This is a genomic window from Dolichospermum sp. FACHB-1091, assembly GCF_014697585.1.
In the GTDB taxonomy this organism is placed as follows: domain Bacteria; phylum Cyanobacteriota; class Cyanobacteriia; order Cyanobacteriales; family Nostocaceae; genus Dolichospermum.
Map to the genome: position 1 here is coordinate 71,431 of NZ_JACJSB010000001.1, position 25,327 is coordinate 96,757.

Annotated in this window: 28 protein-coding genes; 9 read left to right on the plus strand and 19 right to left on the minus strand. The window is 36.3% G+C overall.

Annotated features, from left to right (window positions below; all coding sequences use genetic code 11):
• Window positions 1-50: 50 nt before the first annotated feature.
• Window positions 51-1,025, minus strand: a complete 975-nt coding sequence (locus H6G25_RS00340) for a phosphate/phosphite/phosphonate ABC transporter substrate-binding protein (protein WP_190390784.1) — start codon at window positions 1,023-1,025, stop codon at window positions 51-53.
• Between the two features lie 384 nt (window positions 1,026-1,409).
• Here H6G25_RS00340 and H6G25_RS00345 point away from each other — a divergent pair, with 384 nt between their 5' ends.
• On the plus strand, window positions 1,410-2,828 hold the full coding sequence (locus tag H6G25_RS00345; RefSeq protein WP_190390906.1) for a hypothetical protein: 1,419 nt from the start codon (window positions 1,410-1,412) through the stop codon (window positions 2,826-2,828).
• A 99-nt stretch (window positions 2,829-2,927) separates the two neighbouring features.
• Here H6G25_RS00345 and H6G25_RS00350 read toward each other — a convergent pair whose 3' ends face one another.
• From H6G25_RS00350 to H6G25_RS00365, 4 genes are all read right to left on the minus strand, one after another.
• On the minus strand, window positions 2,928-3,863 hold the full coding sequence (locus tag H6G25_RS00350) for a cation diffusion facilitator family transporter (protein ID WP_190390785.1): 936 nt from the start codon (window positions 3,861-3,863) through the stop codon (window positions 2,928-2,930).
• Between the two features lie 366 nt (window positions 3,864-4,229).
• A complete protein-coding gene (gene psb27 / locus H6G25_RS00355) occupies window positions 4,230-4,634 on the minus strand; it encodes a photosystem II protein Psb27 (RefSeq protein ID WP_190390786.1) in 405 nt (134 codons plus the stop codon).
• A gap of 61 nt (window positions 4,635-4,695) precedes the next feature.
• The gene (cofH, locus tag H6G25_RS00360; protein ID WP_190390787.1) at window positions 4,696-5,859 is read right to left on the minus strand and encodes a 7,8-didemethyl-8-hydroxy-5-deazariboflavin synthase subunit CofH; all 1,164 of its coding nucleotides are present in this window, start codon (window positions 5,857-5,859) and stop codon (window positions 4,696-4,698) included.
• Window positions 5,860-5,951: 92 nt separating this feature from the next.
• On the minus strand, window positions 5,952-6,551 hold the full coding sequence (locus H6G25_RS00365; RefSeq protein ID WP_190390788.1) for a hypothetical protein: 600 nt from the start codon (window positions 6,549-6,551) through the stop codon (window positions 5,952-5,954).
• 200 nt (window positions 6,552-6,751) lie between these two features.
• Between H6G25_RS00365 and H6G25_RS00370 the strand changes: the two genes are divergently transcribed.
• A complete protein-coding gene (locus tag H6G25_RS00370) occupies window positions 6,752-7,987 on the plus strand; it encodes a glycosyltransferase family 2 protein (protein WP_190390789.1) in 1,236 nt (411 codons plus the stop codon).
• Between the two features lie 10 nt (window positions 7,988-7,997).
• Here the strand turns inward: H6G25_RS00370 and H6G25_RS00375 are convergent, their stop codons facing one another.
• From H6G25_RS00375 to H6G25_RS00385, 3 genes are all read right to left on the minus strand, one after another.
• A complete protein-coding gene (locus H6G25_RS00375) occupies window positions 7,998-8,282 on the minus strand; it encodes a peptidase (protein ID WP_190390790.1) in 285 nt (94 codons plus the stop codon).
• Between the two features lie 230 nt (window positions 8,283-8,512).
• Window positions 8,513-8,683: a hypothetical protein gene (locus tag H6G25_RS00380; protein WP_190390791.1), complete on the minus strand. Its 171-nt coding sequence runs from the start codon at window positions 8,681-8,683 to the stop codon at window positions 8,513-8,515.
• A gap of 110 nt (window positions 8,684-8,793) precedes the next feature.
• Window positions 8,794-9,000: an ATP-binding protein gene (locus H6G25_RS00385; RefSeq protein WP_190390792.1), complete on the minus strand. Its 207-nt coding sequence runs from the start codon at window positions 8,998-9,000 to the stop codon at window positions 8,794-8,796.
• A gap of 44 nt (window positions 9,001-9,044) precedes the next feature.
• Here H6G25_RS00385 and H6G25_RS00390 point away from each other — a divergent pair, with 44 nt between their 5' ends.
• Entirely contained in the window at window positions 9,045-9,452 is a 408-nt protein-coding gene (locus tag H6G25_RS00390) for a DUF4363 domain-containing protein (RefSeq protein WP_242034849.1), read from the plus strand.
• 196 nt (window positions 9,453-9,648) lie between these two features.
• Here the strand turns inward: H6G25_RS00390 and H6G25_RS00395 are convergent, their stop codons facing one another.
• Window positions 9,649-10,089, minus strand: a complete 441-nt coding sequence (locus H6G25_RS00395) for a hypothetical protein (protein WP_190390907.1) — start codon at window positions 10,087-10,089, stop codon at window positions 9,649-9,651.
• A 101-nt stretch (window positions 10,090-10,190) separates the two neighbouring features.
• Here H6G25_RS00395 and petN point away from each other — a divergent pair, with 101 nt between their 5' ends.
• Both petN and H6G25_RS00405 read left to right on the plus strand, forming a co-directional pair.
• Window positions 10,191-10,277, plus strand: a complete 87-nt coding sequence (gene petN, locus H6G25_RS00400; protein ID WP_013189847.1) for a cytochrome b6-f complex subunit PetN — start codon at window positions 10,191-10,193, stop codon at window positions 10,275-10,277.
• 7 nt (window positions 10,278-10,284) lie between these two features.
• A complete protein-coding gene (locus tag H6G25_RS00405) occupies window positions 10,285-10,446 on the plus strand; it encodes a hypothetical protein (protein ID WP_190390794.1) in 162 nt (53 codons plus the stop codon).
• 248 nt (window positions 10,447-10,694) lie between these two features.
• Here the strand turns inward: H6G25_RS00405 and H6G25_RS00410 are convergent, their stop codons facing one another.
• The 3 genes from H6G25_RS00410 to H6G25_RS00420 all read right to left on the minus strand — a co-directional run bounded on the left by H6G25_RS00410 (window position 10,695) and on the right by H6G25_RS00420 (window position 12,160).
• Entirely contained in the window at window positions 10,695-10,937 is a 243-nt protein-coding gene (locus tag H6G25_RS00410; RefSeq protein ID WP_028091717.1) for a DUF4327 family protein, read from the minus strand.
• Window positions 10,938-11,427: 490 nt separating this feature from the next.
• A complete protein-coding gene (gene rbfA / locus H6G25_RS00415) occupies window positions 11,428-11,829 on the minus strand; it encodes a 30S ribosome-binding factor RbfA (RefSeq protein WP_190390795.1) in 402 nt (133 codons plus the stop codon).
• A gap of 124 nt (window positions 11,830-11,953) precedes the next feature.
• Window positions 11,954-12,160: a DUF751 family protein gene (locus H6G25_RS00420; RefSeq protein WP_028084762.1), complete on the minus strand. Its 207-nt coding sequence runs from the start codon at window positions 12,158-12,160 to the stop codon at window positions 11,954-11,956.
• A 154-nt stretch (window positions 12,161-12,314) separates the two neighbouring features.
• On the opposite strand from H6G25_RS00420, the gene H6G25_RS00425 reads away from it, so the two are divergent.
• Window positions 12,315-13,142, plus strand: a complete 828-nt coding sequence (locus H6G25_RS00425) for a DNA adenine methylase (protein ID WP_190390796.1) — start codon at window positions 12,315-12,317, stop codon at window positions 13,140-13,142.
• 275 nt (window positions 13,143-13,417) lie between these two features.
• On the opposite strand, the gene H6G25_RS00430 is transcribed toward H6G25_RS00425, so the two are convergent.
• Window positions 13,418-14,638, minus strand: a complete 1,221-nt coding sequence (locus H6G25_RS00430; RefSeq protein WP_190390797.1) for a HetZ-related protein — start codon at window positions 14,636-14,638, stop codon at window positions 13,418-13,420.
• Between the two features lie 407 nt (window positions 14,639-15,045).
• Window positions 15,046-15,708, minus strand: a complete 663-nt coding sequence (locus H6G25_RS00435; RefSeq protein ID WP_190390798.1) for an L-threonylcarbamoyladenylate synthase — start codon at window positions 15,706-15,708, stop codon at window positions 15,046-15,048.
• Between the two features lie 82 nt (window positions 15,709-15,790).
• On the opposite strand from H6G25_RS00435, the gene larC reads away from it, so the two are divergent.
• Window positions 15,791-17,071 (plus strand): nickel pincer cofactor biosynthesis protein LarC, encoded by a 1,281-nt coding sequence (gene larC, locus H6G25_RS00440; protein WP_028091712.1) that lies wholly within the window; start codon window positions 15,791-15,793, stop codon window positions 17,069-17,071.
• Between the two features lie 336 nt (window positions 17,072-17,407).
• Window positions 17,408-18,319, plus strand: a complete 912-nt coding sequence (locus tag H6G25_RS00445; RefSeq protein WP_190390799.1) for a lysylphosphatidylglycerol synthase domain-containing protein — start codon at window positions 17,408-17,410, stop codon at window positions 18,317-18,319.
• A gap of 12 nt (window positions 18,320-18,331) precedes the next feature.
• On the opposite strand, the gene H6G25_RS00450 is transcribed toward H6G25_RS00445, so the two are convergent.
• The 5 genes from H6G25_RS00450 to H6G25_RS00470 all read right to left on the minus strand — a co-directional run bounded on the left by H6G25_RS00450 (window position 18,332) and on the right by H6G25_RS00470 (window position 23,845).
• Window positions 18,332-19,048, minus strand: a complete 717-nt coding sequence (locus H6G25_RS00450) for a hypothetical protein (RefSeq protein ID WP_199319606.1) — start codon at window positions 19,046-19,048, stop codon at window positions 18,332-18,334.
• A gap of 13 nt (window positions 19,049-19,061) precedes the next feature.
• Window positions 19,062-19,709: a restriction endonuclease subunit S gene (locus tag H6G25_RS00455; RefSeq protein WP_190390800.1), complete on the minus strand. Its 648-nt coding sequence runs from the start codon at window positions 19,707-19,709 to the stop codon at window positions 19,062-19,064.
• Window positions 19,710-19,723: 14 nt separating this feature from the next.
• The gene (locus H6G25_RS00460) at window positions 19,724-20,779 is read right to left on the minus strand and encodes an N-6 DNA methylase (protein WP_206754770.1); all 1,056 of its coding nucleotides are present in this window, start codon (window positions 20,777-20,779) and stop codon (window positions 19,724-19,726) included.
• A 150-nt stretch (window positions 20,780-20,929) separates the two neighbouring features.
• Window positions 20,930-22,270: a TldD/PmbA family protein gene (locus tag H6G25_RS00465; RefSeq protein ID WP_190390802.1), complete on the minus strand. Its 1,341-nt coding sequence runs from the start codon at window positions 22,268-22,270 to the stop codon at window positions 20,930-20,932.
• Window positions 22,271-22,372: 102 nt separating this feature from the next.
• A complete protein-coding gene (locus H6G25_RS00470) occupies window positions 22,373-23,845 on the minus strand; it encodes a TldD/PmbA family protein (RefSeq protein ID WP_190390803.1) in 1,473 nt (490 codons plus the stop codon).
• 299 nt (window positions 23,846-24,144) lie between these two features.
• Here H6G25_RS00470 and H6G25_RS00475 point away from each other — a divergent pair, with 299 nt between their 5' ends.
• A complete protein-coding gene (locus tag H6G25_RS00475) occupies window positions 24,145-25,326 on the plus strand; it encodes an AAA family ATPase (protein WP_190390804.1) in 1,182 nt (393 codons plus the stop codon).
• The last annotated feature ends 1 nt before the right edge of the window (window position 25,327 follow it).

Here is a 25,327-nt window from a genome sequence, read left to right on the forward strand (position 1 = left end):
TAATAGAAAACCAAAGATATTTAACCCACAAAGGTGGGTTCTATTTATATCTATGGTTCTATTCCTGTATTTTTTAATGCTTGTCGCACTGGTAGCAGATGACGATTATGATCAATTCTTACCAATTCTGTGGAATTATATAAACCAGTTAATAATTGATTATTTTCTGATTTATTTAACTTTAACAAAGCATTAATCAACTTTTCTCTGACTACAACTGGTACATCATCATCAATCGCAATTCCATGAGCAGGAACACCAGAAATTTTGTGTAATACTCTAATTTTATCTCTATTTTCCGCTGCTAAATAAGGAGGAAAAAGAGCATATTCTGATACTACAGCCACATCAGCTTGACCCCTAACTACAGCATCTAAAGCTTTACTATAATTCCCACCATAACTAATTTTACCAAAAAAACTATCTAAACGGTCACGATTAGGAACAAAACCCAGTTTTACTAATTCACTGACTGGAAAAATAAATCCAGAACCAGAGGTAGGAGAAGTAAAAGCCATGGTTTTTCCTCTTAGTTGTTCTAGGGTTGCTTTCCCAGAATTTTTACTTTTTAATTCGCTATTTTGAGGAACAACAAAAACAGAATTATAAGTGTATCTTCCAGAGTAATTTTTGCGAACTTCAGCCAAATATAACCGAGAATTTGCTAATTGTTCCGCTTTGAGTGCCGAACGACTGCTTAAAAATGCTACATCAGCCCGATTTGCTCTTAAGGCCTCTACTGCGGCTGTTTCATCACCTACTTGCGCTTTGATAGATATTCCTAACTCTTTTGATAAAAACTCGGCCACACTATTAGCTTTATTTTGCAAGTCAGTAGAATCAGAACGGCTAGGAAAAATTATAGTTATATCTTGCAATTTTTGAGCAATTAAGCCCGTTTTTGATTGATTTTGGGGATATTGAGCGATCGCAATTGGCAAAAACCCTGAACTGTACCAAACCATTCCTGTGAACCCTAACAACCCTCCACAAAGGCTATACAGACTTTTTTTACACACTTTCATTTTTCTACTCCATTAAGAATTATTTTCAATATTTTTGCAAATTTATTGCAACTAGTTTTCTAAAGAGACTTTATCGTTTTTAGAAATAAAAGTCAATAAGGTGAAAATTTTTTTCCTGAAAACGACAAAGACCCGATATTGAGTATGCTTTATAAAAATTAATATCTATTATATAGATTGTTGATACAATTAAGTATATTTTAACAAAACAGTATAAAATAGATAAATATTTAAGCGCAAAATATATACCAGTGAAGATGGTCAAAATTATCTGCATTTAGGAAGAATTATGGTATTATTATAAATAAACAACAGCTAGAAAATTAGTTTTCAAACTAATGTTATTGTATTCCATAAACTCAGAATTTACTATATATAAAAATGATGAACAAATTGAGAATTTACCACCCAAGAAACCTCTGGTTTGAAAGATTAATGGCCATTACCGCCAGTTTGAACTTAATATTAGTTTTATTGGATTTAAGTTACGTACCCTGGCGGGATTTTTACTTCCGCAGACTTCCTGGAATTACTAGATTTTATGACCCCGTTAAAGGTATTGAATCTCATCGTGATACAAAACAATATTTAGAAGCAGTAGGGGAATTAGAAGCACAGGTAAATCAAACAGGATTAAACTCATTTCAAGTTAAAACTAAGTTAGAAAAGCTGCGTTTTCTCAGTCAAGAGATGATTGAAACTAATCCTTTTGCTGGAGCAGGAAAAAGTGGAACTCTGGAAAAAATTAAAAACCGAATGCGGGAACATATCGGAGAAAAATCTGCAAAAGCTGCATTTAATACTTTTTGGAGTCAGGAATATTTATCTAAACATGATTGGAATCAAGAAATAGATTTTTTCCGCGAGAGAATTAGCCCAGGAATTGCGATTAACTATTATCGTAAAATTGATGAAAATGGGGAATTTATGAATAATTTTTGGAAAATTGATTTACCTTTTGTGGTTCTATTTACCATAGAATTATTAGGACGGACTTTTTTTATCAAACGTAAATATAGTCATTTAAGTTGGTTAGAAGCAATTCTTTGGCGTTGGTATGATTTATTATTACTAATACCAATTTGGCGCTGGTTAAGAGTTATTCCAGTGACAGTGCGACTTGATCAAACAAAGCTGGTTGATTTTTATTTAGTCAGAAGACAAATTCATCAAGGTATTCTGGCTAATTTTGCGGAAGAAATTACAGAAATTGTCGTAGTTCAAGTAATTAATCAAGTTCAAGGTTCAATTCAACGAGGTGAAATTACACGCTGGATATTAGAATCAGAAAATGTGCGTTCTTATATAGATATTAATAATATCAATGAAGTAGAAGCAATGACAGGATTATTAATTAAAACACTGGTTACTCAAGTATTACCAAAAATCCAACCAGAAGTAAATGCGATTTTATGCCATAGTATTCAAATCGCTTGTCAGCAATTACCTGGCTATAATAACATTCTCATGTTACCAGGATTAGGTAAAGCTCAAACACAAATTACTGAACAAATAGCCACCCAAATTACTAATAATATTTATGGTGCTTTATCTAATACTATTAAAGATCCTATGGCAGCAAAACTTTCTACTCAGCTAATAGAAAAATTTACAACTTCATTCACTTCAGAAATTCAGCAAAAGCAAGTATTGGTAGAAATTCAAAGTTTGCTAAATGACTTTTTAGAAGAAGTTAAAATTAACTACATTCAACGTTTATCCCAAGAGGATATAGACAAAATACTCGAAGAAACCAGAAAAGTGCGAACAGAATCATCTAGTAGTTTATCTATTCGTAAATAAAAATTAGTAGCTCTACCGGAGTGAGTATGCTAAACTGGAGGAAACAGGGAATTATTAACTTCTCGGTTTAGCATAACAAGTACCGAAGAACCAATTTTTTTAAACAACATGGTCTGGTTCTAAAGCACAGGGATAAGCCGAATCTCCCGTTTCGACCTGAAGAGTAGAGTGTTTGATCCCAAAATTCTGTTTAAGTTCCTGACAAACTTCCCATAAAAAAGCATCACCGGGGTAGCCCCCTGGCATCACTAAGTGAACCGTGAGTGCTGTTTCCGTTGTACTCATAGCCCAGATATGAAGATCATGGATTTTTGACACACCAGGGCATTCAATTAAGTAATTTTTCACAGCCCGCGGTTCGATTCCTGCTGGTACTCCGTCAAGTGCTAAATTTACGGAGTCTCTGAGTAAATGCCACGTCCCGACCACAACAACAGCCACAAGCACTAAGCTAACCAATGGGTCAAGCCATACCCAATGAGTCAATAAAATCCCAATTCCCGCTACTACAACACCCAAAGATACCAAAGCATCAGCAGCCATGTGTAAGAATGCTCCCCGAATATTCAAGTCACTTTTGCGTCCTGAGATAAACATAAGTGCAGTAACAGTATTAATGATAATTCCCACTAGGGCAACACCAATAATAGTTTCCCCTGATACAGAGGCGGAATCATTAAAGCGGCGAATAGCTTCCCAGCCAATAGCACCCATAGATAAAAACAAGATCACAGCATTTACTAAAGCAGCTAGGATTGAAGAAGCACGCAAACCATAGGTATAGCGGTGGCTAGGAGGACGACGGGCCAGCGCACTTGCACCCCACGCCAGGAGGAGTCCCAATACATCACTCAGGTTGTGACCAGCATCAGCAAATAAAGCCAGAGAGTGCGCTAAATAGCCATAAGCAGCTTCAATAATGACAAAACCTAAATTAAGTGCAGTCCCAATAGCAAAAGCTCGGCTAAATGTTACCGGAACGTGACTGTGATCATGGTGTCCATGTCCGTGGTGATGATGGTGATCCTGTGTCATAGTGGTGAGTTGGGAGTAAAGAATGGATTATTTTCAGGCATTTGCAGGTACTTTAGGGTGCGTTAGGATGAAATCCGTAACGTACCATTATCAAGAACTGGGTGTGTTACGCTATCGCTAACACACCCTACGTATATTTTTGCAAATCCAACCAGATTTTTATATATATATTAGATCATAGACCCCTCCCCGCTTGCGGGGAGGGGGTTGGGGTGGGGTTCTTATATCTCAGTTGGATGAGGTACACTTTTAGCTGGTAAGATGCCCGCACCACAGGGTTTTTATCATTAATATCTGTACCTCATAATATCGGAAACTGCTGTAAATTCGGTAAAAGCTAATTCATCATTACAGATTGACGATAAATTAAGCTCCACGTTTTAATGATGCTTCTACTTTTTTAAATTCTGCATCTAGACGTTTTTTGAGTTTTTCAGGAACGGGACGGTTAGGATAAGAACTATAATGTCCCGCAAGGGAGTTGAGGGCTGTTCTCATGGTTGTAAAAGAGCTAAGACTTGCAACAGCGCTATTTCTCTGGTAACGGGCTGAAAAATCGTTAATTTTTTGACGGGCTTCTGTTTGTAGGGCGGCCTTATCAGGAGAATCTTGTGGTAATTCTATAGCTTGTCTCAAAGTATTGACCACAGCTAAGGTATCTTGACGATAATCCCCAGTTAAACTATCAAGACTACCACTACAGCCAATTAAGCCGATAACTAAAACTAAAACTAAAGAAAGCAGACGCGACCAATAGCTTTTCATAAGCATTAAGTAAAAAAAACTAAATCACGTCTATCCTATCTTGAATCGGTATAGTTACTAAAAATTATCAGTTCTCTATTATCAGTTCTCCCCAATTTTCCATAACTCGATATAAAGTATCTCGTTGTTGGTAAGGTCTGTTTATAGATGTTATGGCATTCTGTAAAGTTTCTACTTCCATACAAGTACCACCTATAGCCCCAGCCATGGTGGTAATATGTTCTTCCATTAATGTCCCACCAAGATCATTACAACCCCAATTTAAGGCCGTTGTAGCCCCAGCCAGTCCTAATTTTACCCAACTTGGTTGATGATTGGGTATATAATTTCCCAGGTAAATTCTGGCGACAGCGGTTAACAGCAGGGAATCAGTTAACACTGGTTGATCCCTTCCTACCCGTCTGCGTAAGGATTTGGGCGCTTCTTGTCCCACAAATGGTAAAACAATAAATTCCGTAATTCTAGCAGGATATCCTGTTTCTATTGCCTTTTGTTGGAGCGATCGCAATTTTTCTAAATGTCCTATTTGTTGTTCTGGAGTTTCAATATGTCCAGATAATATGGTACTGGTAGTAGGTACACCTAATTGATGGGCTGTACTGACAATTTCTAACCAAGTCTCTGTATTAATTTTTTCTGGACATAATACCCGTCTCACATCATCATCTAACACTTCTGCGGCTGTTCCGGGCATAGAACCGACACCAGCATCTCGCAAAGCTATAATGACATCAGTATAGGAAATTCCGTCTAATCTGGCGATAAATTGGATTTCCTGGGGTGAAAAAGCGTGTAAATGTAAGTGAGGAAATTCGTTTTTGATGGTTTCTACCAGTTTCAGATAGTAAGTTAAAGACTTGCCATTTATTCGCGCTTCTGGGTGTAGTCCTCCTTGCATACAAATTTCAGTTGCTCCTCGACGCACTGCATCTGTAGTTTTTGACAAAATCTGCTCCCAATTTAACCAGTAAGCATCCTGATCACCATCATCGCGGCGAAATGCACAAAAACTACAATGTTGTTCACAAATGTTAGTAAAATTAATATTTCGGTTAATAACGTAAGTAACCGTATTTCCAGCCTGTTTTTGTCGTAATTGGTCTGCTGTAGCTTGAATTTGTGTAATTGCTTCTGGACTGGTCTGTTTTAATAAGAATACCGCATCATTCGGGGTTATATCTTTATCTGTTAAAGCAGACTCAAGAATAGAATCAACAGTTATATTAGTCATTGGTGATCGATTAAATATAAACGACTTATTTAAGTTTTATAATAAATTGAAAGGAGAACCAATATCAACAAATAATATTGATGAAGTTAAATTTAACCCAAAACTCCTTGACACAAAATAGCTAAAATCTTGTTTAACTCCTGAATATAATAATTATTCAAATCAATAAATATATCAGTCCCTTCCAACTTTAAGAACTTCCATATATCTCCTGTTGTCACAGCCCCATAAATAGTTTTAATTTCATTACCTTCCTGTTCATTAAACAATTGTGCTGCTAACATTGCTGCTGCACATTCACCCAAACCACCTTTAATATTTTCATTTTTAGCTTCTACAATAATTATTACAGGAGCATTAATTGTTAACTGTTCCCTAGAACGACTGATAACAAAATCACAATAACCATTTAAACCTCTCTCAATATCAACATTAAAATCTGTACCAGAAAATAAACTAATTTGATAATTAGCTTTACGTCTAACTTCTAATAAAATTGGCGTAATAATCATTTCTGAACGTGCTTTTTCCGTATTTATTGCTAACGCGAGTTCTGTAGTTTCTTCTAAAGTGTTAGTCAACTTTTCGCTGATTTCTATAGGTTCTACAGTAGCAAATAAATCAGCTTCTTCCTTAATTGTAATGTTAAAAGTTTTCTTAAACTTAGTTAAGCTAAAATCACTATAAGCCATTGATCTTACCTATTATTTTCAATAGGTTATCTAAAATTTAAAACTTCTTTAATTATAGCAGTATACTTTTCACCGAATAGGTGCATCTTTACCCTTAGTCTCAATATCCCTTTGTTTTGATCATATTAAGTGTATGATACTCTATGGAAAATTAAGCTTTATACAGACAATTTGGCAATTTAAGATTTACCACGTAGCTTATGAATACAAACTCATCAAATTCCCTATTATCAGTTCCCTGCGGTGCATTGAGAATTTCTGAACTGACACCAGACCCTAAGAACGAAAACAATATCATGCTGCTATCTGTAGTAATTCCTACCTATAAAGAGCGTGATAACATTGAAAATGTAGTTAATATCTTGAGTGGGTTATTAGATCAGACTATTCCTGGTAATTATGAACTAATTGTAGTGGATGATGATAGCCCAGACCGGACATGGGAAGTAGCGGAAAATCTCATATCAGATTATCCCCAATTGCGGGTCATGCGTCGTCAAGAAGAACGGGGACTATCTTCTGCGGTAATTCGTGGCTGGCAAGCGGCCAGAGGGAGTATATTAGGTGTAATTGACGGAGATTTGCAACATCCTCCAGAAGTGCTAACACAATTATGGCAGAAAATTGAACAGGGAGCAGATTTAGCAGTAGCTAGTCGTCATGTCGAGGGTGGTGGTGTGAGTAGCTGGAGTGTAATTAGACGCTTTTTATCCCGTGGGGCGCAGGTATTGGGACTAGTAATTTTACCAGAAGTTGTGGGTAGAGTATCTGACCCAATGAGTGGTTATTTTATGGTAAGACGAAAGGCGATCGCTAATACTACACTTAATCCCATAGGATATAAAATTCTTTTAGAAGTCATTGGCCGGGGACAAATAAGGGAAATTGGTGAAGCTGGTTACATTTTCCGGGAACGCACGGAAGGAGAAAGCAAAGTCACATGGAAACAATATGTAGACTATATTCAACATTTAATCAGATTACGGTTATCTACTGGGAGAATAGGAAAAATTAGTCAAAAAGTCAACTTTCCTGTTGGGCGATTTCTCCGTTTTGGTGCAGTAGGATTGAGTGGCGTATTTGTAGATTTAACCATATTTCACCTCATGCGTACCGTGATCAATTTAGGGTTAACTCGCAGTACAATTTTATCCGCCGAAATAGCAATTCTCAATAATTTTCTTTGGAATGATTTGTGGACTTTTGGGGATATTTCCCGAAAACAGAGAGGAAAGCGACAGTGTTTCAAAAGATTCTTGAAGTTCAATATAGTCTGTTTAGCTGGGATAATCATCCAAACCTTAGTAGTCAATTTCCTATTTAATAACTTAGGTATGAACCAGTATATAGCCAAATTAATAGCGATCGCAGTTGCCACAATTTGGAATTTCTGGGTTAACCTAAAACTAAGCTGGCGAGTCACAGAAGTCAAATAAATCCATTAATTCATCTATTGATATTAGGTTTTTGCTTTTGATTAAATAAACCGGACATACTCATACCCGTCACCAACAAACCGATTAATCCGAAACCATTCAAAATCGGATAAATTCCCTGTAAATGAAAAATTTCTCCAGTATGAATTTTCAACATTAATCTAGAAGAAAGTCCAATATTAACAGACCATTCCCCAATAATAGTTGCTAACATTCCCGTTAAAACAGTTAATAAAAGGGGGACACAAACAATAATGCCAATAACACGATGATATTTACGAAATGCTTTTTTCACAGTAATCCTCCGAAATACAATAAGATTATTAAACGCAGATAAACGCAGATAAACGCAGATGAATTAAGAGATTTATTTTGTGCTGCTTCACATACAATTAGTATTACCTTTGCGCCTTTGCTCCTTTGCCTCTTTGCGCGAAACATCTTAATTATCTGCGTCGCCAAACCTTCAATCCTTCAAACCACAAAATACTAAAAACCCCAGAAGTGAGACTAACTAATAAATCATCAAAATGCAGAAAAGAGAACCGAAATAAATGCCGCAACAAAGGAACATAAAGCACCAGTCCCATAAACACTAGACCACCACCACCACCCAATACCTTCTTGTTTGAGGCGATTACCTGCGGTGAGTGCAGATAACCCCCTAAGAGATTGAAGTTCAATTTTATGAGTCATGACACAAGTTTTGTTTTAACGGTTAGGTAGTGTGCAGAGTGCATATAGCGGACAAAACAATCAAGAAAAACTTATATTAAAAATCACTTAAAACTGTTATTTTAAGCACTCTAGAGTACAAAAGGGTGATTACAAGCAATACCAACACCAGTATCCGCCAATTCCATAACTACAAAATCATCCCATTTAACGATTTTTACCCTGATCAGACCGCCATTAGATGGATATTGCAAAGTATTTCCTAGTAAATTGCCAAGTTGTTCCTTTCGAGTTCTTGACTTTGCTGTTCCATCATGGGAAATATTAGAGCGGTACAAATAAAAATATCCATTAGGAGTTGACAATGAAGAGTTTCAAACCAATGTTAATTATTGCAAGCATCAGCATACTAACTTTAGTAGGCTGTAATAAGCCTAAACAAACAGCCACCGAAACCATCCCAGCAACAGCTTCCAATTCTACAGAAAAAGCTCCAACCAAAACATCCACAGCAGGTAATACAGGTTTACTAGCTGTAGTCTCCAAAACAAAAACCGCAGTTAAATCTGGTAATTTTATTGAAGCTAAAAAAGAATTTGATAAATTTGAGGATGTTTGGAAAGAAGTAGAAGACGGAATAAAAGCTAAATCTCGTGATAACTATGACGCTGTAGAAAAAAGTATGGATGAAATTTCAGAAGAACTCAAAACTGCTAAACCTCAAAAAGACAAGTTATTAGGATTATTACAGTCATTAGAAAAAACTATTAATGCTATTCCTAAGTCTTAATAAAATCTCAAATCCAATAATTTTGAATTGGACAACATTTAAATATAATTTGTTTTCAGTAAGGTGGGCAATGCCCACCATTTTTAGATAAATTTGTAAATTGGATATTACAGCAAATTGTTATCAAACCCGGAACAAGAACCCCACCCCCAACCCCCTCCCCGCAAACGATGAGGGGGCTAAACTGACAATAAATTTATGAAAAAGGTTTAAGCCATTTTCTCAAAATAGCAGTATCTAAAACAAAAGCAGCTAAGGCAAACCACAATATACTTTCTCCTGCTAAAATCAAAAAAGGTAAAATCGGATTATTTAGATGCCAACCAACTTCTATCTGAGTTAAACCCCGCACCAAACCAAAAGCCCAAATTCCCCCAGTTTTCAGGTGAGGATTTGTATCTACGCGGATGATATAACGGTAGGTGACACCAAATAGAAACCCAGAAAACCCTGCTATTACACCACTTAATAACACCTGTAAATTTACAATATCAATTTGATTATAACTAACCAAGGAAAAATACTTATCCAGCCATAAAACATTAATCAAGCTGGTGCTAAGGAAAGCTAAACCTAAAGATATACTGCCAATTACTCCCGCTTTTAGCGATTCTAACCGTTCTGTCATTAGTTCCATCATCTTGCCAAACCTGCTATCAATATAGTTAATGAATCAACCGCGTTTTCCCAGTATGATAAATATTAGAGACCTTTTGTAATTATTTGAAAAGTAGAACTATGATTTTGACACTGGGTTGGGTATCACTGTTAGTTGTGTTTACTTGGTCGATTTCTATGGTAGTTTGGGGACGCAACGGACTATAGAGGAATCGTGGAAAGTCCATTTTTGGGTATTTTAGCCTTATTTGGCGTAGTGCTGCTGGTAGGAGTCACTGGTGGTGTTGTTTACCTAACATTAGCAGATTGGCGCGACCGTCGTCGTTTTGAAGACGAAACTCGCGCAGCCCGACGTAGCACTAGCAAGCGCAAATGATTACATTGCAGCATATATATTACTATATTCTGCCTTAAAAAGTGTTTATGTAGGGATAGCAGCTATCCCTACATAATCTACTATTAATCTCTTCTCTTCCCCCCCTTTGCACCTCCGCGTGAGAAAATTTTTCCAGAGATCTTCAGTAGTAAATCAAGTAAAATAGAAAAAAATATACCTGTCTATAGCCAGAAACTACAAACAAGTACGATAAAAAAAATACAACAGTTTATTAAAAAAATACTAGATTAGTCGTTATCCCATTCTTCGCGGCCGATTAAATCACCGATACGATCACGGAGTAAAAAATCACATTTTTCTAATTCACATTCAACGCAAACCCACTCTCTAGCAGGTATAAATTGGCAAAGTGTATATATTGGTTGCTGACGGCCAACCATTCCCCTTTCTACCAGTCGACGGGCTTCGTCCTGGATAACATTCAGAGAATAGTAATTGTAATTGATAGAAGGCACCGTATTTACAGTCATGGTTTTTTACTCACAAAATTACATTTAGAAAAGGTTCCCATTATTCAGTAGGAACTAGGAACAAAGATGGCAATAATTAAACCTGTATCCAGGGTTTTGTAGTTTGCTATACGGAACTATTATCATTTTGACGTTATGCACTACTAAATTATCTAAAGAAATGTTAAATTTGTCAAGAAAATATGACATTTATGGTATTTGAATTTCATATTTTCAGGATAAAAGAAGCTAATTTTACTATTCAAAGCTAAATATTTCCATTTTCAACAACTTCCACATTAATCTCTGAAAAAACTATTAAAACTATACTGGACTTGTTCTCACCTTAACTGTACTAATTTAGGTGTATTTATCGTATTTGACATCTACCCCAGGATACAGGATCTACAACACCTATAATTCTTTAAAAATAGGGAAGATTATCCCTATCTTAATAGTTCCAGAACAACCAATAATTTCAAGATTTCTTTATATTCCCGTCAGATGGGAATTATTCAACCATTTCTTCTGCTACCTCGTCTATACTTGTTGATAAAGTCCGTTGCTGCTGAAGTTGGTTTAATAAACTCAGCACTTTAGTGCCTCTTTCTATAGACCTATCTTCAACAAATAGCACTTCTGGAGTGCGCCGTAATCTAATTCTCGCCCCAAGTTCGCTGCGGACGTAACCTGTAGCTGATTTTAAACCTGCCATTGTTTCCGCCTTAGCTTCCTGAGTCCCATAAATACTGACAAAAATTGTGGCGTGTTGCAGATCCCCAGAAACATCCACATCAGTGACACTCACCATTCCCGTACCCACACGGTCATCTTTAATGCCGTTGAGTAGCATTTGGCTAACTTCCCGTTTAATTAATTCAGCAACGCGGGAAACGCGGCGATTTGTAGCCATATAAATTCCGCCTTTTCAAAAAGTTTTGATAACATGATTCTAAATGTAAGTTAAAGTGGACTGTGCTTGATGTGATCAAATCAAAAGAAGAGTCCAATAGACTAAAACTTTTTTTGTTCCCAGTCTAGACTGTATTTAAACCCAACATAGCCCGGAGGGTGAGGGTGACGAAAAAAAGACCACCAGCAAAAAAGCCTAAAATAGCAATCAGTGTCACAGGACGTTTCAACAGAGGAAACAGCGGCTCAAAAGTGTTGAGAAAAATACCTAAGACTATACTAACCAAGTACCGAGGGTAGCGGAAGACGTTATCCCAAAATCCATCAAACATTTGAATTTAAACCGCCTTGTGATATAATGCAAGTTTGTTTTTGTGTTCTTTACCTACTCTGATTATAATATATAACCATCATATCCTAGAGAGCGGGAAGAAACAGGGAATAAATAACTTAGATTAATTTAGTTTTCATTTTAACAGTAAGTAGATGGTAAGTCAAATTCCTCAACAAACTTACCCACGGCCATTTTTAAAGTGGGCTGGGGGTAAAACTAGATTAATTTCCCAATATAAAGACTATTTTCCTAAACATTACGAAACTTACTATGAACCATTTTTAGGTGGTGGAGCAGTTTTTTTCTATTTGCAGCCATTTAAAGCGGTTTTAACTGATATTAATGCAGATTTAATTCTCACTTATCGGTGCGTTAGAGATAATTTGGGAGAGTTAATAACTCTGTTGCAACATCATCAAATCAGCCATAATTCAGATTATTATTATAATGAAAGAAATCATCATGGTGGCACAGATTTAGAAAAAGCGGCTCGGTTTATTTATCTGAATAAAACTTGTTTTAATGGACTTTATCGAGTTAATTCTCAGGGTAAATTTAATGTTCCTGTGGGAAAATACAAAAATCCTGGTATTTGTCAGCAAGAAGTTTTAAAATTAGCATCGTTTGCACTCAAGAACGTAGAAATTAAACAAGGGAATTTTGATGAGGTTTTAAATTATCCAATTGGTAGTAATGACTTTGTTTATTTTGATCCCCCCTATTATCCTCTAAATAGAACTAGCAATTTTACAGCTTATAGTAATTTTTGTTTTGATGAGAATCAACAAATAAAACTGAGGGATATTTTTAGTAAATTAGCTAATAAAGGTGTAAAAGTTATGCTATCTAATTCTGATTGTCCATTTATTCGTGACCTTTATGTTGGGTTTAATATTCATACTGTATTAGCAGCAAGGTCAATTAATTCCCATGGTCAAAAACGAGGGAAAATAAATGAATTATTAGTAACTTCTTATTAAATTAAAATTGTAGGTTGGGTAGAACAAAGTCAAACCCAACATTTTGAAATCTAAGAGAGTGTTTGAGAAGTCTAATTTATGACACCCCTAGGGACTAGAGGTCGCGCTTCATCTTGCACACAGGCGAAACAAACCTTAACTTTGTCTTAGTCCACGCAGGTAGACCTTGTTTGTGTAGTAGCGATTTATAATCGCCAGCAACTTTTAAAACATCCTCTAACATTTACATGATTTTGTTGGGTTTCCTTGCGTCAACCCAACCTACAGAATTAAATTTAATTGCTCTTAGACTCAGCATGACCATTACGAATAGACCATGCTAGTTCTAACATTTGAGTCCAGCGTTTTTGGAGTTGTTTAGGAGTACATTGAACAGCTTTAGAGATAAGTAGATCACTTTGACAGGCAGTTTTCAACTCAAAAATTTGTTGTTGTTGTTGTGTGAGTTGATGCCAAAAAGTATCCCATTGCTGAGAAGATAGACCTAACTTGTGTTCCAAACCAGCGCCCAACCATTGATGAACTAATTGCCATTGATGCTGTTTAGCGAACTTCTCAACGTGATACTTAAATCTTTGTTGTAAATAATCGCGTTGACGACTAGTTAAACCGAGAATTTGGTCAATTTCTGGTGCAGAGAGATCCTGAAGTTTAAGAGTCAGATAATCCATACAATCAGATTGTCCTTGAGACTCCAGATATTTCATCAATTCCGTAATTACTCGATTGCGTTCCGACTCCTCAGAAGGGTCAAAACCAGGTTTAGCAATCATTTGTGAGCGAATTTGCTGCACAGCCACATTACGCTGATAAGATTCCGCTTCTTCCGTTTTCGCAGAATCTACAGCCATTTCAATATCTACAGTAGTTTCTTGAGGTTGACGACGGGCAAAACCTTGAGCGCGTAAAACAATTAACTGTTGATTAGCGCCACCTGGTAAATTAATCCGGCGTTTGGCATACTGTTCTGTAAAAGCCATATACTCAGCCACTTGTAACTGAGTCCGGGGGGTGTAATCTTCAGGTAATTCAGTTTCTCGACGAAAAGCTTTAATAGCTTCGATATAGAAAGCCTGTAAAAAATCTTCAATGAGATTGTAACGAGCGTCAAAACCTAAATCTGAGCCGGCAACAGCAACGTGACGATAAACAATAGCCCCCAAACTACTATGTAATTCAACTCGTCCTTGTCTAGAACCGAGTTGGTAGTAACGCAGGCACTTTTGTAAACGATGTCTTCCTAAAGTAATTTGCCAAGACTGAATTTGTCCTGAATTTTGGATACGGGAGCTTTTATCGCATATCCGTTCTACTTCCTTGGCTATGCGCCCGACGACATCTTGCACACCAATAGATGTAGCTTTAACTTGAGATTGCATTTCCTGGAATAGAAGTTGCACCAATGTATTGGTATTGACAACAGACAATTCTTCCAGAGAAATATAGCTATTAAAAGCAGATGTAGAATTAGGCAGATTGGCGATATTAGCTTTCATGACTTTTCTGTAAAATTGGTATTGCACCTTAACTCAAATGCAGACACAGTATTTAAGAGCCGTCACGGTAGTGAGAACCTTTGAGTATTCTTTCTGTGAAGATTCACCACCTGGATGGCTGATATGTAAACACTGTAGAAAATTTCCCAAGTTAAGGGCTTGTTAATTGTGTCGCTTTGTTTTTAGTAACTAAATCAAAGATGGCATAATAGATATTCACTTTGAGGACAAATCGCCAAAAGGCTAGTCATGGTAAAATTGGCCGATAGCCTGCGTAGCGTAGCCATAATTTCATGAATTAGGATTACAGTGCCAGGAAGGATAACAATTTCAAAATTGGAGTCAGGTGCTCATAAATTAGCGCAACCGATTCCAAAACAAAGGGTTGTACTTGTCAAGCTTTAACCTTAAACCCAAGTAGCTACGGCTTCCCAACCTAAACCTCTCCGAATAATAACTGGTTCTTCGTCTGTTAAATCTAAAATGGTAGACACTTGATACGTCGGCTCTTGGGCCGTATCAATGATAATATCCACCAGTTTATCTAAATGGTCATATAAATCTACCCGTGACAGTATTGGTTGCACTCCGTCTCCATTTATTTCCTCATCTTCGTTGTTTGCGCTTTGGCCTTGAGCCGAAGTCGAAATAATCGGGTTTCCTAAGGCCGCCAGTAATGCCAAGCAAACATTATGATTTGGCACTCTAATTCCTGTGGTTTTGCGTTTGGGATTTTGCACTAGTCGCGGTACTAATTTGGTAGCAGGGAGCAAAAATGTGTAGGGACCTGGTATTAACCGCTTCATAATCCGGTAGGCTGTATCACTTACGAAGGCATAAGTAGCCACATTGGAAAGTGAGGGACATAAAAATGTCAGGGGTTTATCATTTGCTAACTGTTTAATTTGCCGCACTCTTTCCACCGCCGACTTGACATTCAAATCACAACCAATTGCATAAACTGTATCAGTAGGGTAGAGCATAATAGCGCCACCTAATAGCGCCAACTTTATTTCCTCTATTCGACGACTTTGAGGATTATCAGGATGAATGGTGAATATTTTGGCCATAATAGGGTTGGTAATGGGTAATGGGTAACGGGTAAAAGTTTTCCTTCTTTTTTCTGACAACGGACAAGGGACTAATAAATTTATGAATAAAATTGCTTATTTTCAATGTCCAACAGGGGTTGCTGGGGATATGTGTTTAGGGGCATTAGTCAGTTTAGGTGTGCCTGTGGAGTATTTAGTAGAAAAACTCAATAGTTTGGGAATTGAGCCAGAATACCGACTGTGGGCAGAATTTGTCCACCGGCAAACTCAAGAGGCGACTAAAGTTCATGTTGATTTATTAGATCATCACCATCATCATAACCATGAACATGATCACCGCCATGGCCGTCATTTACCAGAAATAGAGAAGATGATTCTCAATGGCAAATTACCAAAGCGGGCAGAAGCTTGGAGTTTAGCCGTTTTCCGACGTTTGGCAATAGCTGAGGGGGCTGTTCATGGCATTGCACCGGAAAAAGTTCATTTTCATGAAGTAGGTGCTGTAGATGCGATTGTGGATATTGTTGGTACTTGCTTAGGATTGGATTGGTTGGGTATTGATAGCAATCAGCAGGGCTTTCCCTTGCTATACTGTTCTGCTTTCCCTACGGGAGGTGGTACTGTTCATGCAGCCCATGGACGAATGGCAGTACCAGTACCAGCGGTGTTAAAATTGTGGGAAATGCGGGGTTGTCCAGTTTATAGCAATGGTATTGATAGAGAACTGGTAACACCGACGGGGGCCGCAATTACTACTACCTTAGTGCAGGACTTTGGTTCACCGCCACCAATGACTATCAAACAGGTAGGATTAGGGGCAGGTTCTCTAGATTTACCCATTCCTAATATACTACGGCTTTGGTTTGGTGAAAGCGAATCTTTACAGACTGATAATTCTGATTTTGTGGAACATTCCCCCAATTTGGAAACCGTTACCGTATTAAAAACTCAAATAGATGACTTAAATCCCCAAGTATTCGGTTATTTATTTGAGGCTTTATTTACTGCTGGGGCGCTGGATGTTTTTACCCAACCGATAGGAATGAAAAAATCTCGTCCTGGAATTTTGTTAACTGTGATTTGTTATCCAGATAAATTAGATAATTGTCAAGCAGTATTATTTCGAGAAACCAGCACTTTAGGGATTCGTCGCACTACTGAACAACGCTCAATTTTACAAAGAGAAATGCAAAAAGTGGACACTATTTATGGGACAATATCGGTAAAAGTTGCTTGGGGAGGAAAAGGCACAGAAAAGGTAATTACAAATGTCCAGCCTGAATATGAAGATTGTGCAGTTTTAGCACAACAAAATAATATTCCTTGGCGAGAAATTCATCGTTTGGCCTTAGAAAGTTGGTATTTAAAATATCAAAATTAACAAGGTATACACAATTAAATACAAAATGGGCGGGCTAGAAGCCCACCCCACAGGAGTAATATATATTATTGTTATTGTGCCTTAAATACAAAATGGGCGGGCTAGAAGCCGACCCCACAGGAGTAATATATATTATTGTTATTGTGCCTTAAATACAAAATGGGCGGGCTAGAAGCCCACCCCACAAGAGTAATATATATTATTGTTATTGTGCCTTAAATACAAAATGGGCGGGCTAGAAGCCCACCCCACAAGAGTAATATATATTATTGTGGGTATTGCGCCTAAGTTCAAAAATACGGAATTCTACATATTTCCAATATTCACAAATCAAAAATGAAAAAAATTTTCCGGTGGTTGATTTTAGGGGGAACGCTGTTTTTTTTATTAAAAGCCTTCAAAGATAATTGGTTGGGAGTTAGTGCTATTCGGATTAATATCACCGGCTGGTTAATATTAGGTACTGCTACCAGTGTAACTTTATTAGCACATATTTGGGCGGGTTGGATTTGGACTTGGGTGCTAAAGGAGTTAAATCAATCTGTATCGTCCATTGAATTTATTCAAGTTTATTTAAAAACAAATATTGCTAAATATTTACCTGGGAATGTCTGGCATTATTATGGACGAATTATAGCGGCGAAAAATGCTAATATTCCTACTAATATTGCTACTTTGAGTGTTTTACTAGAACCACTATTAATGTTAGCAGCAGCATTAATTATTATTCTTTTATTTGCTAGTCAAATTGTTGTAAATAATTGGAAAATTAATTTAGTTATTTTGCAATTATTGGGTTTAATAATTATTTTAGGTATACTTCATCCTTGGTTTTTAAATCCAACCATTCAACTTTTAGACAGGTGGAAAAATAAAAAATCTCAGCCAGAAAACCAGTTAATAGATAGTTTTATAATCAACCGCTACCCAGTCAAACCCTTATTAGGAGAAATAGTTTTTTTAGGGTTGCGTGGGGCTGGATTCATTTTAACTATGTTAGCGATAAATTCCTTAACTTGGCAGCAAATACCCTTATTATTCGGAACTTTTACTTGTGCTTGGGTAATGGGATTAGTTATTCCGGGAGCGCCTGGTGGTTTAGGCGTATTTGAAACCATAGCCATATTACTATTACAATATCATTTTCCGGCCGCCTTAGTAATTAGTGCGATCGCTCTTTATCGGCTCATTAGCATCTTAGCAGAAACCACCGGAGCAGCCATAGCTTGGTTATTTGAAAGGATTTAGTAGTTTATATTTTTATGTCCATTTAGATAAAAAATCTTGTAAAGGCTTGTATGGTATTCGTTTTAGTTTACCAAAATTTGTATCTTTTTCATAATCAGCATCGAGCAAAATTTGACCGACTTTTAATTTTTTCTTCCCTACTGTACTAACTACTTTGGGAATACCATCAATCCATTTACCTCCAGTTTCTTCTAATCGTTTATCTCTTGCCTTAATGCACTCTACCATGGAAAGAACTTCAATATCAACTATAAAAGGTGAGCAAAATCCATTTTCTTCCTGAAGTTGAATAGCAGCAATTAATAAAACATCTTTTGCTATATCAATACTATTTATAGTAATATTTTCTTTGAGTCTTGCTGATGGTTCTCTTGGTGTGGGTGGTCTTTTTAATTTGAGGGATAAGTTATCTACAAACAATCCTTTTAACTCCACTCGTTTACCGGAAATATGAATATAATCGGGATAGCTTTCTCTTTCTCCAATAAAATTTGGTGATTTTTGTAGTCCAATAGTTTTAAGTTTCTCTTGATTTTCTTTGGTGCTGGAAATTAATTCAATTTGGGGTAAAATACCATCTAGAAGAGTATTTACAATTACAGCAATTTGACTAGGTTCAAAACCTGGTAATGCTTGGTGAGGAATGCTTAACCAGTCTATTTTTATGCCAATAAGTGGAGCAAAAATATTTCGTAATACCTTAATTTCTTGTTGTGAAATCTCAGACATAATTATTATCAAATCAATTTGAGCATAAGTTATTTTTCTTAATGATATTTCTACAAAGAATATAGTTTCGCCAAGATTGTTCTGCAAGTTCAATTAAACAATTATTTATTTTAGTACGTTCTTCTAACATAGGAACAACAACAGGTATTTGTTTTAAATTTTCTATACTTACTCTGGGACGAGTTCCTCCACTACCTGTTGGCATTTGATGAAGAAATAACGCTGATTTTAGATAACTCCACCAAAAATAAGGCAATTTATCATTAGGAATAATCTGTACAAACTCTGAATTAATAGGGTAAAATATAGGACTTTCTTTCTCTAACCATTTTGCTTTTGGTGTAACTAAAACATTACCAAGATAAGCACGCATAGTACCAAAAAGTAAAGCTTGCTCGCCTATTATACTATATCTTCCTGCTTTTACAGAATTATCTTCTAAGGAAAATGTTAAAAGTTCCCCAGTGGGAATATTTTTATATTCAATGGGTGCGAAATCAGATAAGTTGATATTACCTTTAGTTTCAATTTTTTGAATAACTACAAAGTCGGATAAGCTATAGCCTAATTCATTTTCTTTGTAATAATAAGGATTCCAAATACCTGTTTTTATCCTAGCAGTATCTACTATGGTTAAAAATGTATAGCCGTTTTTTTTCATATTTTTAAATTAGATTAGATACCAAGAATTGAAATAACATCAGGATCTTTTAATAGATTTTCTAAATCATCAGTTTGTACATTTTTTTGTTTACCATTTAAAGGTATGCCAATAGAAGAAATATTTGCAAAAATTGTCTTTTTATTTGTTCGCTGTTCTCCTTTTTTATCCAATACAAGAATATCGGCACGAGTCGTTGTATTTGCTGTTGTTTGAAAAATTCCTTCTGGTAAAGTTATAATAGCAGTTAATAACCAATTATTTTCAACTATTTGACGTAATTTTTCATATTCTTTATTTGATATAATTGAATGAGGTAAAAGACTAACTAAACGCCCATGAGGTTTTAATAATTCCAGAGCTAAATCAATAAATAAAGCATCGCTATTTCTGTAACCTGATGCAAATAATTCGCTTTCAGCGGAAAAACTATCTATAGGAAGAGAAAATGGTGGATTAGCTAAAATATAATCTACTTTACCAAATAGGGATTTAATTTCTTGATGGGGACTATAAATATTTGAGGTAAATAAAGATATATCTTGTTGATGTTGTCTATATTGCTGATTTATCTTTAAGACTAATTCTGTTAAGCAGACTAACATATTATCTACATCATTTGCAATTAAATGACAAGGTGTATTTTGCCAAAAATTACCTAATGCTTTTAAAAATGTTCCACAACCACAGGTAGGATCTATAATTAGAGCATGAGGTTTAATTGGTAACATTCTTACCATTGATTTAGCGATTTTATCAGGCGTGAAAAATTTCCCCGTGATATCTCTAAATCGTTTACCAAGAAAATATTGATAAAACACTGTGAGATTATTACAGCTTTTATCTTGTCTAATATAATCGTCAATAATTTTTTCAATATTCCGCTTATTGGTATTATCTTTTAATAATACCTGTGATATTATCTCACCTTTTTGGATAATTTTTGTCAGATTTTCAGAAGTTTGAATCATAAAAATATTAACATAAAAATAAGCGATCGCATTAAATATATCCTCTGCTTCATATCCAAACTGTCTAAATACAGTTTCTATTTCTTTAATAACTTTCATTTCTAGCATTTTTAATAACCCATACAACAACCTATATTTTATAATATTTTATATATTAAAATATTTTATATTTTAAACCACGGTTGTCGTGCGGGCATATTGCCCGCTTTTACTTGATTAAGATGAAATTTGCTATAAATTTCTTATCTCTTAATCTCCAGTAATAGAAAGTTCACTCACCCAAACTCTGGGAGCAACTCCTCCTGGTGTTAATTCCACCTCTTTCTCCACATAAACAATAGATTTGAGAAGTTCCAAAAAATCACCAGCTACCGTTGCGGACTCAATACTAACCTTCTCACCTTTATTAACTAACCAACCATCAAAAGGTAAAGAAAAAGAACCTTGTAAAGCCTTAACACCCGCATGAAGAGCTTGTAAATCATCAATTAAAACCACATTTTCCGCAGTTTCTAAACTCAATTCTTGCTCAGGATTTTCTGCTGCAAAAACGTGATAAAAATTAGGACCAACACTCACTTTCGCGCCAATACTAGCATTACCCGTAGGTTGAGCATTTAACCGTTTAGCAGTTCCCGCACTATGTAAAAAGCTAGTTAAAATACCCTTTTCTATCAACTTAATTTGTCGAGTAGGAGTACCTTCACCATCAAAACTTTCTGCACCAATATTAGCGGGGTGTAAAGCATCATCATAAACTGACAGTAAAGGTGAAGCAATTGCCTTACCGATATCATCAACTTTTGATAAACTTTGATTATCCAGAATACTTTGAGCGTTAAATAAATTAGAAAAAGCACCCAACAAACTTAAAAAAGCTTCAGGAGAAAAAACTACTTGATACTTACCAGTTTTGATTTTTTCATAATGCAAATGACTGATAGTTTTCTGGGCAGTCTCCTGAATACAACCAGCAATATCTAAATCAGCTAAACTTTCCTTAACTCGATAAGCCCCAGCGCTGCGAGGTTTTTTATTTTCCTCTTCAGTTTTGCTGTACAAATAAATAGAAGCTAAAGAATGAGATTCAGTTCTTAAAGCACCTTCACTATTGAGATAAAATCTGTCAATATCTCTTTGTGCTAAACCATTATAAGGCACACTGGTAATAGCAGGATGAGTTGCCATTAATTCTTTTTCTGCTACTAATAGCTTTTCTATTAATTCAGAAACAGGTGCTTGCAGGGCTTTTTCTTGATGTTTATCAGGAATGGGAATTGTTGCTTCTGGACTAAAATCAGGAACATTTTCTTTAACTCCAAAAAAACTGGCTTCATAAGCAGTTTTTAAAGCTAATTCTAAGCCTTTATAATCTACATCTGTGGTGCTAGTAACACCCATTGTATTTTCTTCATTCCAGACTCGAACTGTCACCCCAGAACGATTAGAAGCTTTAACTTGTTTGGGTTCACCTTGGTCAACTTGAACGCTGGTATCATCTACAGTTGAGCCGTAAATGTCGAATTTTTTAATGCCGAGTTTAGCGGCATTTTCTTGAGCGTAGGTGGCGATTTCTTGGATTTTTGTCATGATGAATTAATTTGTGAATTTTGACCGCAGATGAACGCAGATAAACGCGGATGATATGGATGGTTTATCTGTTTTTCATCTGATGATTTTTATCTGTTGTTTTTATCTTCCGCCAACGGTAATAGAATCAACCTTAATATGGGGTTGTCCAACTGTGGTGTAAATGCTGCCGCTAACTGAACCACAAAAGCCGGGAGCTAGTTCTAAATCTTGGGAACATAGGGAAATTTTGTTCATAATTTCCTTAGCTTCACCGATGAGGGTAGCACCTTTTAATGGTTTGGTAATTTTACCATTTTCTATTAGGTAAGCTTCATCAACGCTAAAGTTAAATTGACCGGTTGGTCCGACACTTCCACCTCCCATTTTCTTACAATAAATGCCTTTATCAACGGAGGCAAATAGGTCTTCTGTTGTGTGTTCACCACAATCAATATATGTATTTCGCATCCGACTAGCGGCAGCAAAGGTGTAATTTTGACGGCGGCCACTACCTGTTCTGGGGTGTCCAGTCCGCACTGAACCGGTTCTATCAGCTAAGAAGTTTTTGAGAATGCCTTTTTCAATTAATAATGTTCTTTGGGCGGGCATTCCTTCATCGTCCATATCAATTGTCCCAAAGGCATTTTCTGCCCGTCCTTCGTCCCAAGCCGTCAGGCTTTCATGGGCGATTTTTTCACCTTTTTTATCAGCAAATGGTGTGGTTTTGCGTTCAATTTGGGTGGTTTCTAAAAGGTGTCCACAGGCTTCATGGAAAATTACACCGCCAAAATGATTGGCCATGATAATGGGGTAAGTTCCTGATTCTACGTAATCTGCGTACAGCATTTTACCAGCAGATTCGGCGATTTGTTCGGAGGCTTGTTGATAATCCCAGGTTCTCAGGAAGTTAGCGTCACTGGTATTACCCGCCCGTTCAGCAATAGAGGAACGGTTAGCGCCGTCAGCACAAAGCAGATTAAAGCCCACGGACTGAGTGAGGCGAATATCACGGGCAAATGTACCATCACTGGCAGCAACTAATACTTCTTGCCAATCACGGAAGTAGGAAGCGCGGCGAGATTGGACGTGGGTAGCTTTTTTGTTCAGTTGGGCTGTACCATCAAGAAGAACTTCTCCCATTTCGCGGATAGAACTACATAAGGGTAGCCAAGCGTCTTTACCGCGTTTGCTGGCGTAGTCCCTGAGTAATTCCAGGTTGATTTCGGGAATGAAGCCACTAGGACCTGGTAATTGTAGTCCCAAAATAGAAAGTGCTTTTTCTAAAGCTGCTTTTAAACCTGCAAATGTGAGGTTATTGGTGCTAACGTAGCAGTCAGCTTTACCGCGAAATACGCGCACTCCTGCACCAGTGGCTAAACTGGGGGAAATGCTCGTAATAGTGTCATCTTCCGCTAGACAACTGATGTAGTTGCGACGTTCTAGGAAGTATTCCACAAAATCTGCCCCAGCGGCGCGTCCTAGTCCTAAAAGGGTTGCCAGGGGGGCTTCCCAAGTGTCATCGAAGCGTTCTGTGGTGGACGAATATTGTAAACTGGGGAGTTGATTCGAGAGAAGTAGGGTGTTTGTAAGCATGAAGTGCCTCGTCTGCTGGCGTTATCTATAGATGTAACTGAAATAATCCTGGTGTGTTTAGTCTAACAAATCTATGAAAGTCGTTGTTGGCATTTAGGCTGTAGGGTTTTCCGCCATATTGTCTTTTAAGATGGGGTGAGTAGACATTCTAAGCCAGATAATGATGTGATCTAATTCTGATTTTATGTTAATGTTGGGTTGAAGTATTGCTGTGAAACATAGTTAATTCTCACTTTTTGTGACTTTTTATTTAAAATAATTGCGTAGTTACTAAATTGACTAATATACTGGAGATATTTATGACCCTTAAACTAATATCCGCAAAAATTAAAAATTTTAAAAGCTTAGGAGATGTAGATTTAAATTTCAGGGATCTAACAATTTTGGTAGGACCTAATGCTAGTGGTAAATCAAATTGTTTAGAAGCACTAGGTTTTCTCAGTACACTTTTAAAAGCTCAAACACTACCTCCTGTAGAATATATGGACAGAATATTAAGATTGGAAGAAAAAAAAATATATTATGAAATTTCTATAGAAGATGATGAAAGTAATAAAGCAGAATATAATGTTGTAGTTAGTCTCAGCGAAAATAATACTTTTATTGATAAAGAGTATCTCTTAGTTAATAAAATTGAAGTAATTAATATTATTAATGGCGAAGGAATAGTCAAGGACGAAAATGGCGAAAATTCTCAGCCATACCAATCTTATGAGGGTGATGGACTCGCATTAACAGATGCAGGTAGATATGGTCATAAACCTTTTACAAAAAAGTTAGCAAGCTATATAAAAGATTGGAAATTTTATGATGTAGATCCTGATAGTGTCAGAGCAAATTCTAGAAGCCCAAAGAGAAATATTATAATCTACAAATCTGTACAAAGTGATGAAATAATACCCAGCCTTAATTCTAATGCTAGTAAAGCCCAAACAATTTTACAATATTGGGCTAGACATGATAAAAATAAGTTTGATGAAGTGAGTCAAGAACTGTATGACTGTCTGAAAATTAAGTTACAGTTAGATGATGTTGCAGAACCACTTATTAAAGTTATTGAAGAAGACGGTAAAAAAATAGCTTTATCTAATATGTCAGATGGGACTCTGAGATTGATAGCTTATTTTATCATGCTTTATGAGTCTGATGTTCCAACTCTCATTAGTATTGAAGAACCTGAGAGAAATTTTCATCCTGGTATTTTACAAGATATTGCTAGCATGATCAAAAAGTTATCCAAGAGAACACAAGTTATTTTTACAACCCATAGTTCTCAATTATTGGATTGTTTTTCTCCTGAAGAAATATCATCTGACATTTCGGTAATTCTTTTGAGTCAAAAAGGAGAAATAGGAACTAAAGCTTGTCTACTAGATAAATTAGCAGAAAACCGAGATGATTTTTCCGATTGGATGAATGATTTTGGAATAGGTAGCGCGATTTATCATAGTCACTTAATTGAAGGAGTTTTTGCTGTTTAAT

Excerpts from the sequence above, each read along its gene's own strand:
- H6G25_RS00420 (WP_028084762.1), bottom strand. The coding sequence starts at position 12,160 with ATGTTTGATGGATTTTGGGATAACGTCTTCCGCTACCCTCGGTACTTG.
- H6G25_RS00395 (WP_190390907.1), bottom strand. The coding sequence starts at position 10,089 with ATGGAACTAATGACAGAACGGTTAGAATCGCTAAAAGCGGGAGTAATT.
- H6G25_RS00425 (WP_190390796.1), top strand. The coding sequence starts at position 12,315 with ATGGTAAGTCAAATTCCTCAACAAACTTACCCACGGCCATTTTTAAAG.
- H6G25_RS00380 (WP_190390791.1), bottom strand. The coding sequence starts at position 8,683 with ATGACTCATAAAATTGAACTTCAATCTCTTAGGGGGTTATCTGCACTC.
- H6G25_RS00455 (WP_190390800.1), bottom strand. The coding sequence starts at position 19,709 with ATGAAAAAAAACGGCTATACATTTTTAACCATAGTAGATACTGCTAGG.
- larC (WP_028091712.1), top strand. The coding sequence starts at position 15,791 with ATGAATAAAATTGCTTATTTTCAATGTCCAACAGGGGTTGCTGGGGAT.
- H6G25_RS00370 (WP_190390789.1), top strand. The coding sequence starts at position 6,752 with ATGAATACAAACTCATCAAATTCCCTATTATCAGTTCCCTGCGGTGCA.
- petN (WP_013189847.1), top strand. The coding sequence starts at position 10,191 with ATGATTTTGACACTGGGTTGGGTATCACTGTTAGTTGTGTTTACTTGG.
- H6G25_RS00460 (WP_206754770.1), bottom strand. The coding sequence starts at position 20,779 with ATGAAAGTTATTAAAGAAATAGAAACTGTATTTAGACAGTTTGGATAT.
- H6G25_RS00465 (WP_190390802.1), bottom strand. The coding sequence starts at position 22,270 with ATGACAAAAATCCAAGAAATCGCCACCTACGCTCAAGAAAATGCCGCT.
- cofH (WP_190390787.1), bottom strand. The coding sequence starts at position 5,859 with ATGACTAATATAACTGTTGATTCTATTCTTGAGTCTGCTTTAACAGAT.
- psb27 (WP_190390786.1), bottom strand. The coding sequence starts at position 4,634 with ATGCTTATGAAAAGCTATTGGTCGCGTCTGCTTTCTTTAGTTTTAGTT.
- rbfA (WP_190390795.1), bottom strand. The coding sequence starts at position 11,829 with ATGGCTACAAATCGCCGCGTTTCCCGCGTTGCTGAATTAATTAAACGG.
- H6G25_RS00410 (WP_028091717.1), bottom strand. The coding sequence starts at position 10,937 with ATGACTGTAAATACGGTGCCTTCTATCAATTACAATTACTATTCTCTG.
- H6G25_RS00345 (WP_190390906.1), top strand. The coding sequence starts at position 1,410 with ATGAACAAATTGAGAATTTACCACCCAAGAAACCTCTGGTTTGAAAGA.
- H6G25_RS00445 (WP_190390799.1), top strand. The coding sequence starts at position 17,408 with ATGAAAAAAATTTTCCGGTGGTTGATTTTAGGGGGAACGCTGTTTTTT.
- H6G25_RS00435 (WP_190390798.1), bottom strand. The coding sequence starts at position 15,708 with ATGGCCAAAATATTCACCATTCATCCTGATAATCCTCAAAGTCGTCGA.
- H6G25_RS00450 (WP_199319606.1), bottom strand. The coding sequence starts at position 19,048 with ATGTCTGAGATTTCACAACAAGAAATTAAGGTATTACGAAATATTTTT.
- H6G25_RS00340 (WP_190390784.1), bottom strand. The coding sequence starts at position 1,025 with ATGAAAGTGTGTAAAAAAAGTCTGTATAGCCTTTGTGGAGGGTTGTTA.
- H6G25_RS00350 (WP_190390785.1), bottom strand. The coding sequence starts at position 3,863 with ATGACACAGGATCACCATCATCACCACGGACATGGACACCATGATCAC.
- H6G25_RS00475 (WP_190390804.1), top strand. The coding sequence starts at position 24,145 with ATGACCCTTAAACTAATATCCGCAAAAATTAAAAATTTTAAAAGCTTA.
- H6G25_RS00365 (WP_190390788.1), bottom strand. The coding sequence starts at position 6,551 with ATGGCTTATAGTGATTTTAGCTTAACTAAGTTTAAGAAAACTTTTAAC.
- H6G25_RS00470 (WP_190390803.1), bottom strand. The coding sequence starts at position 23,845 with ATGCTTACAAACACCCTACTTCTCTCGAATCAACTCCCCAGTTTACAA.
- H6G25_RS00430 (WP_190390797.1), bottom strand. The coding sequence starts at position 14,638 with ATGAAAGCTAATATCGCCAATCTGCCTAATTCTACATCTGCTTTTAAT.
- H6G25_RS00390 (WP_242034849.1), top strand. The coding sequence starts at position 9,045 with ATGTTAATTATTGCAAGCATCAGCATACTAACTTTAGTAGGCTGTAAT.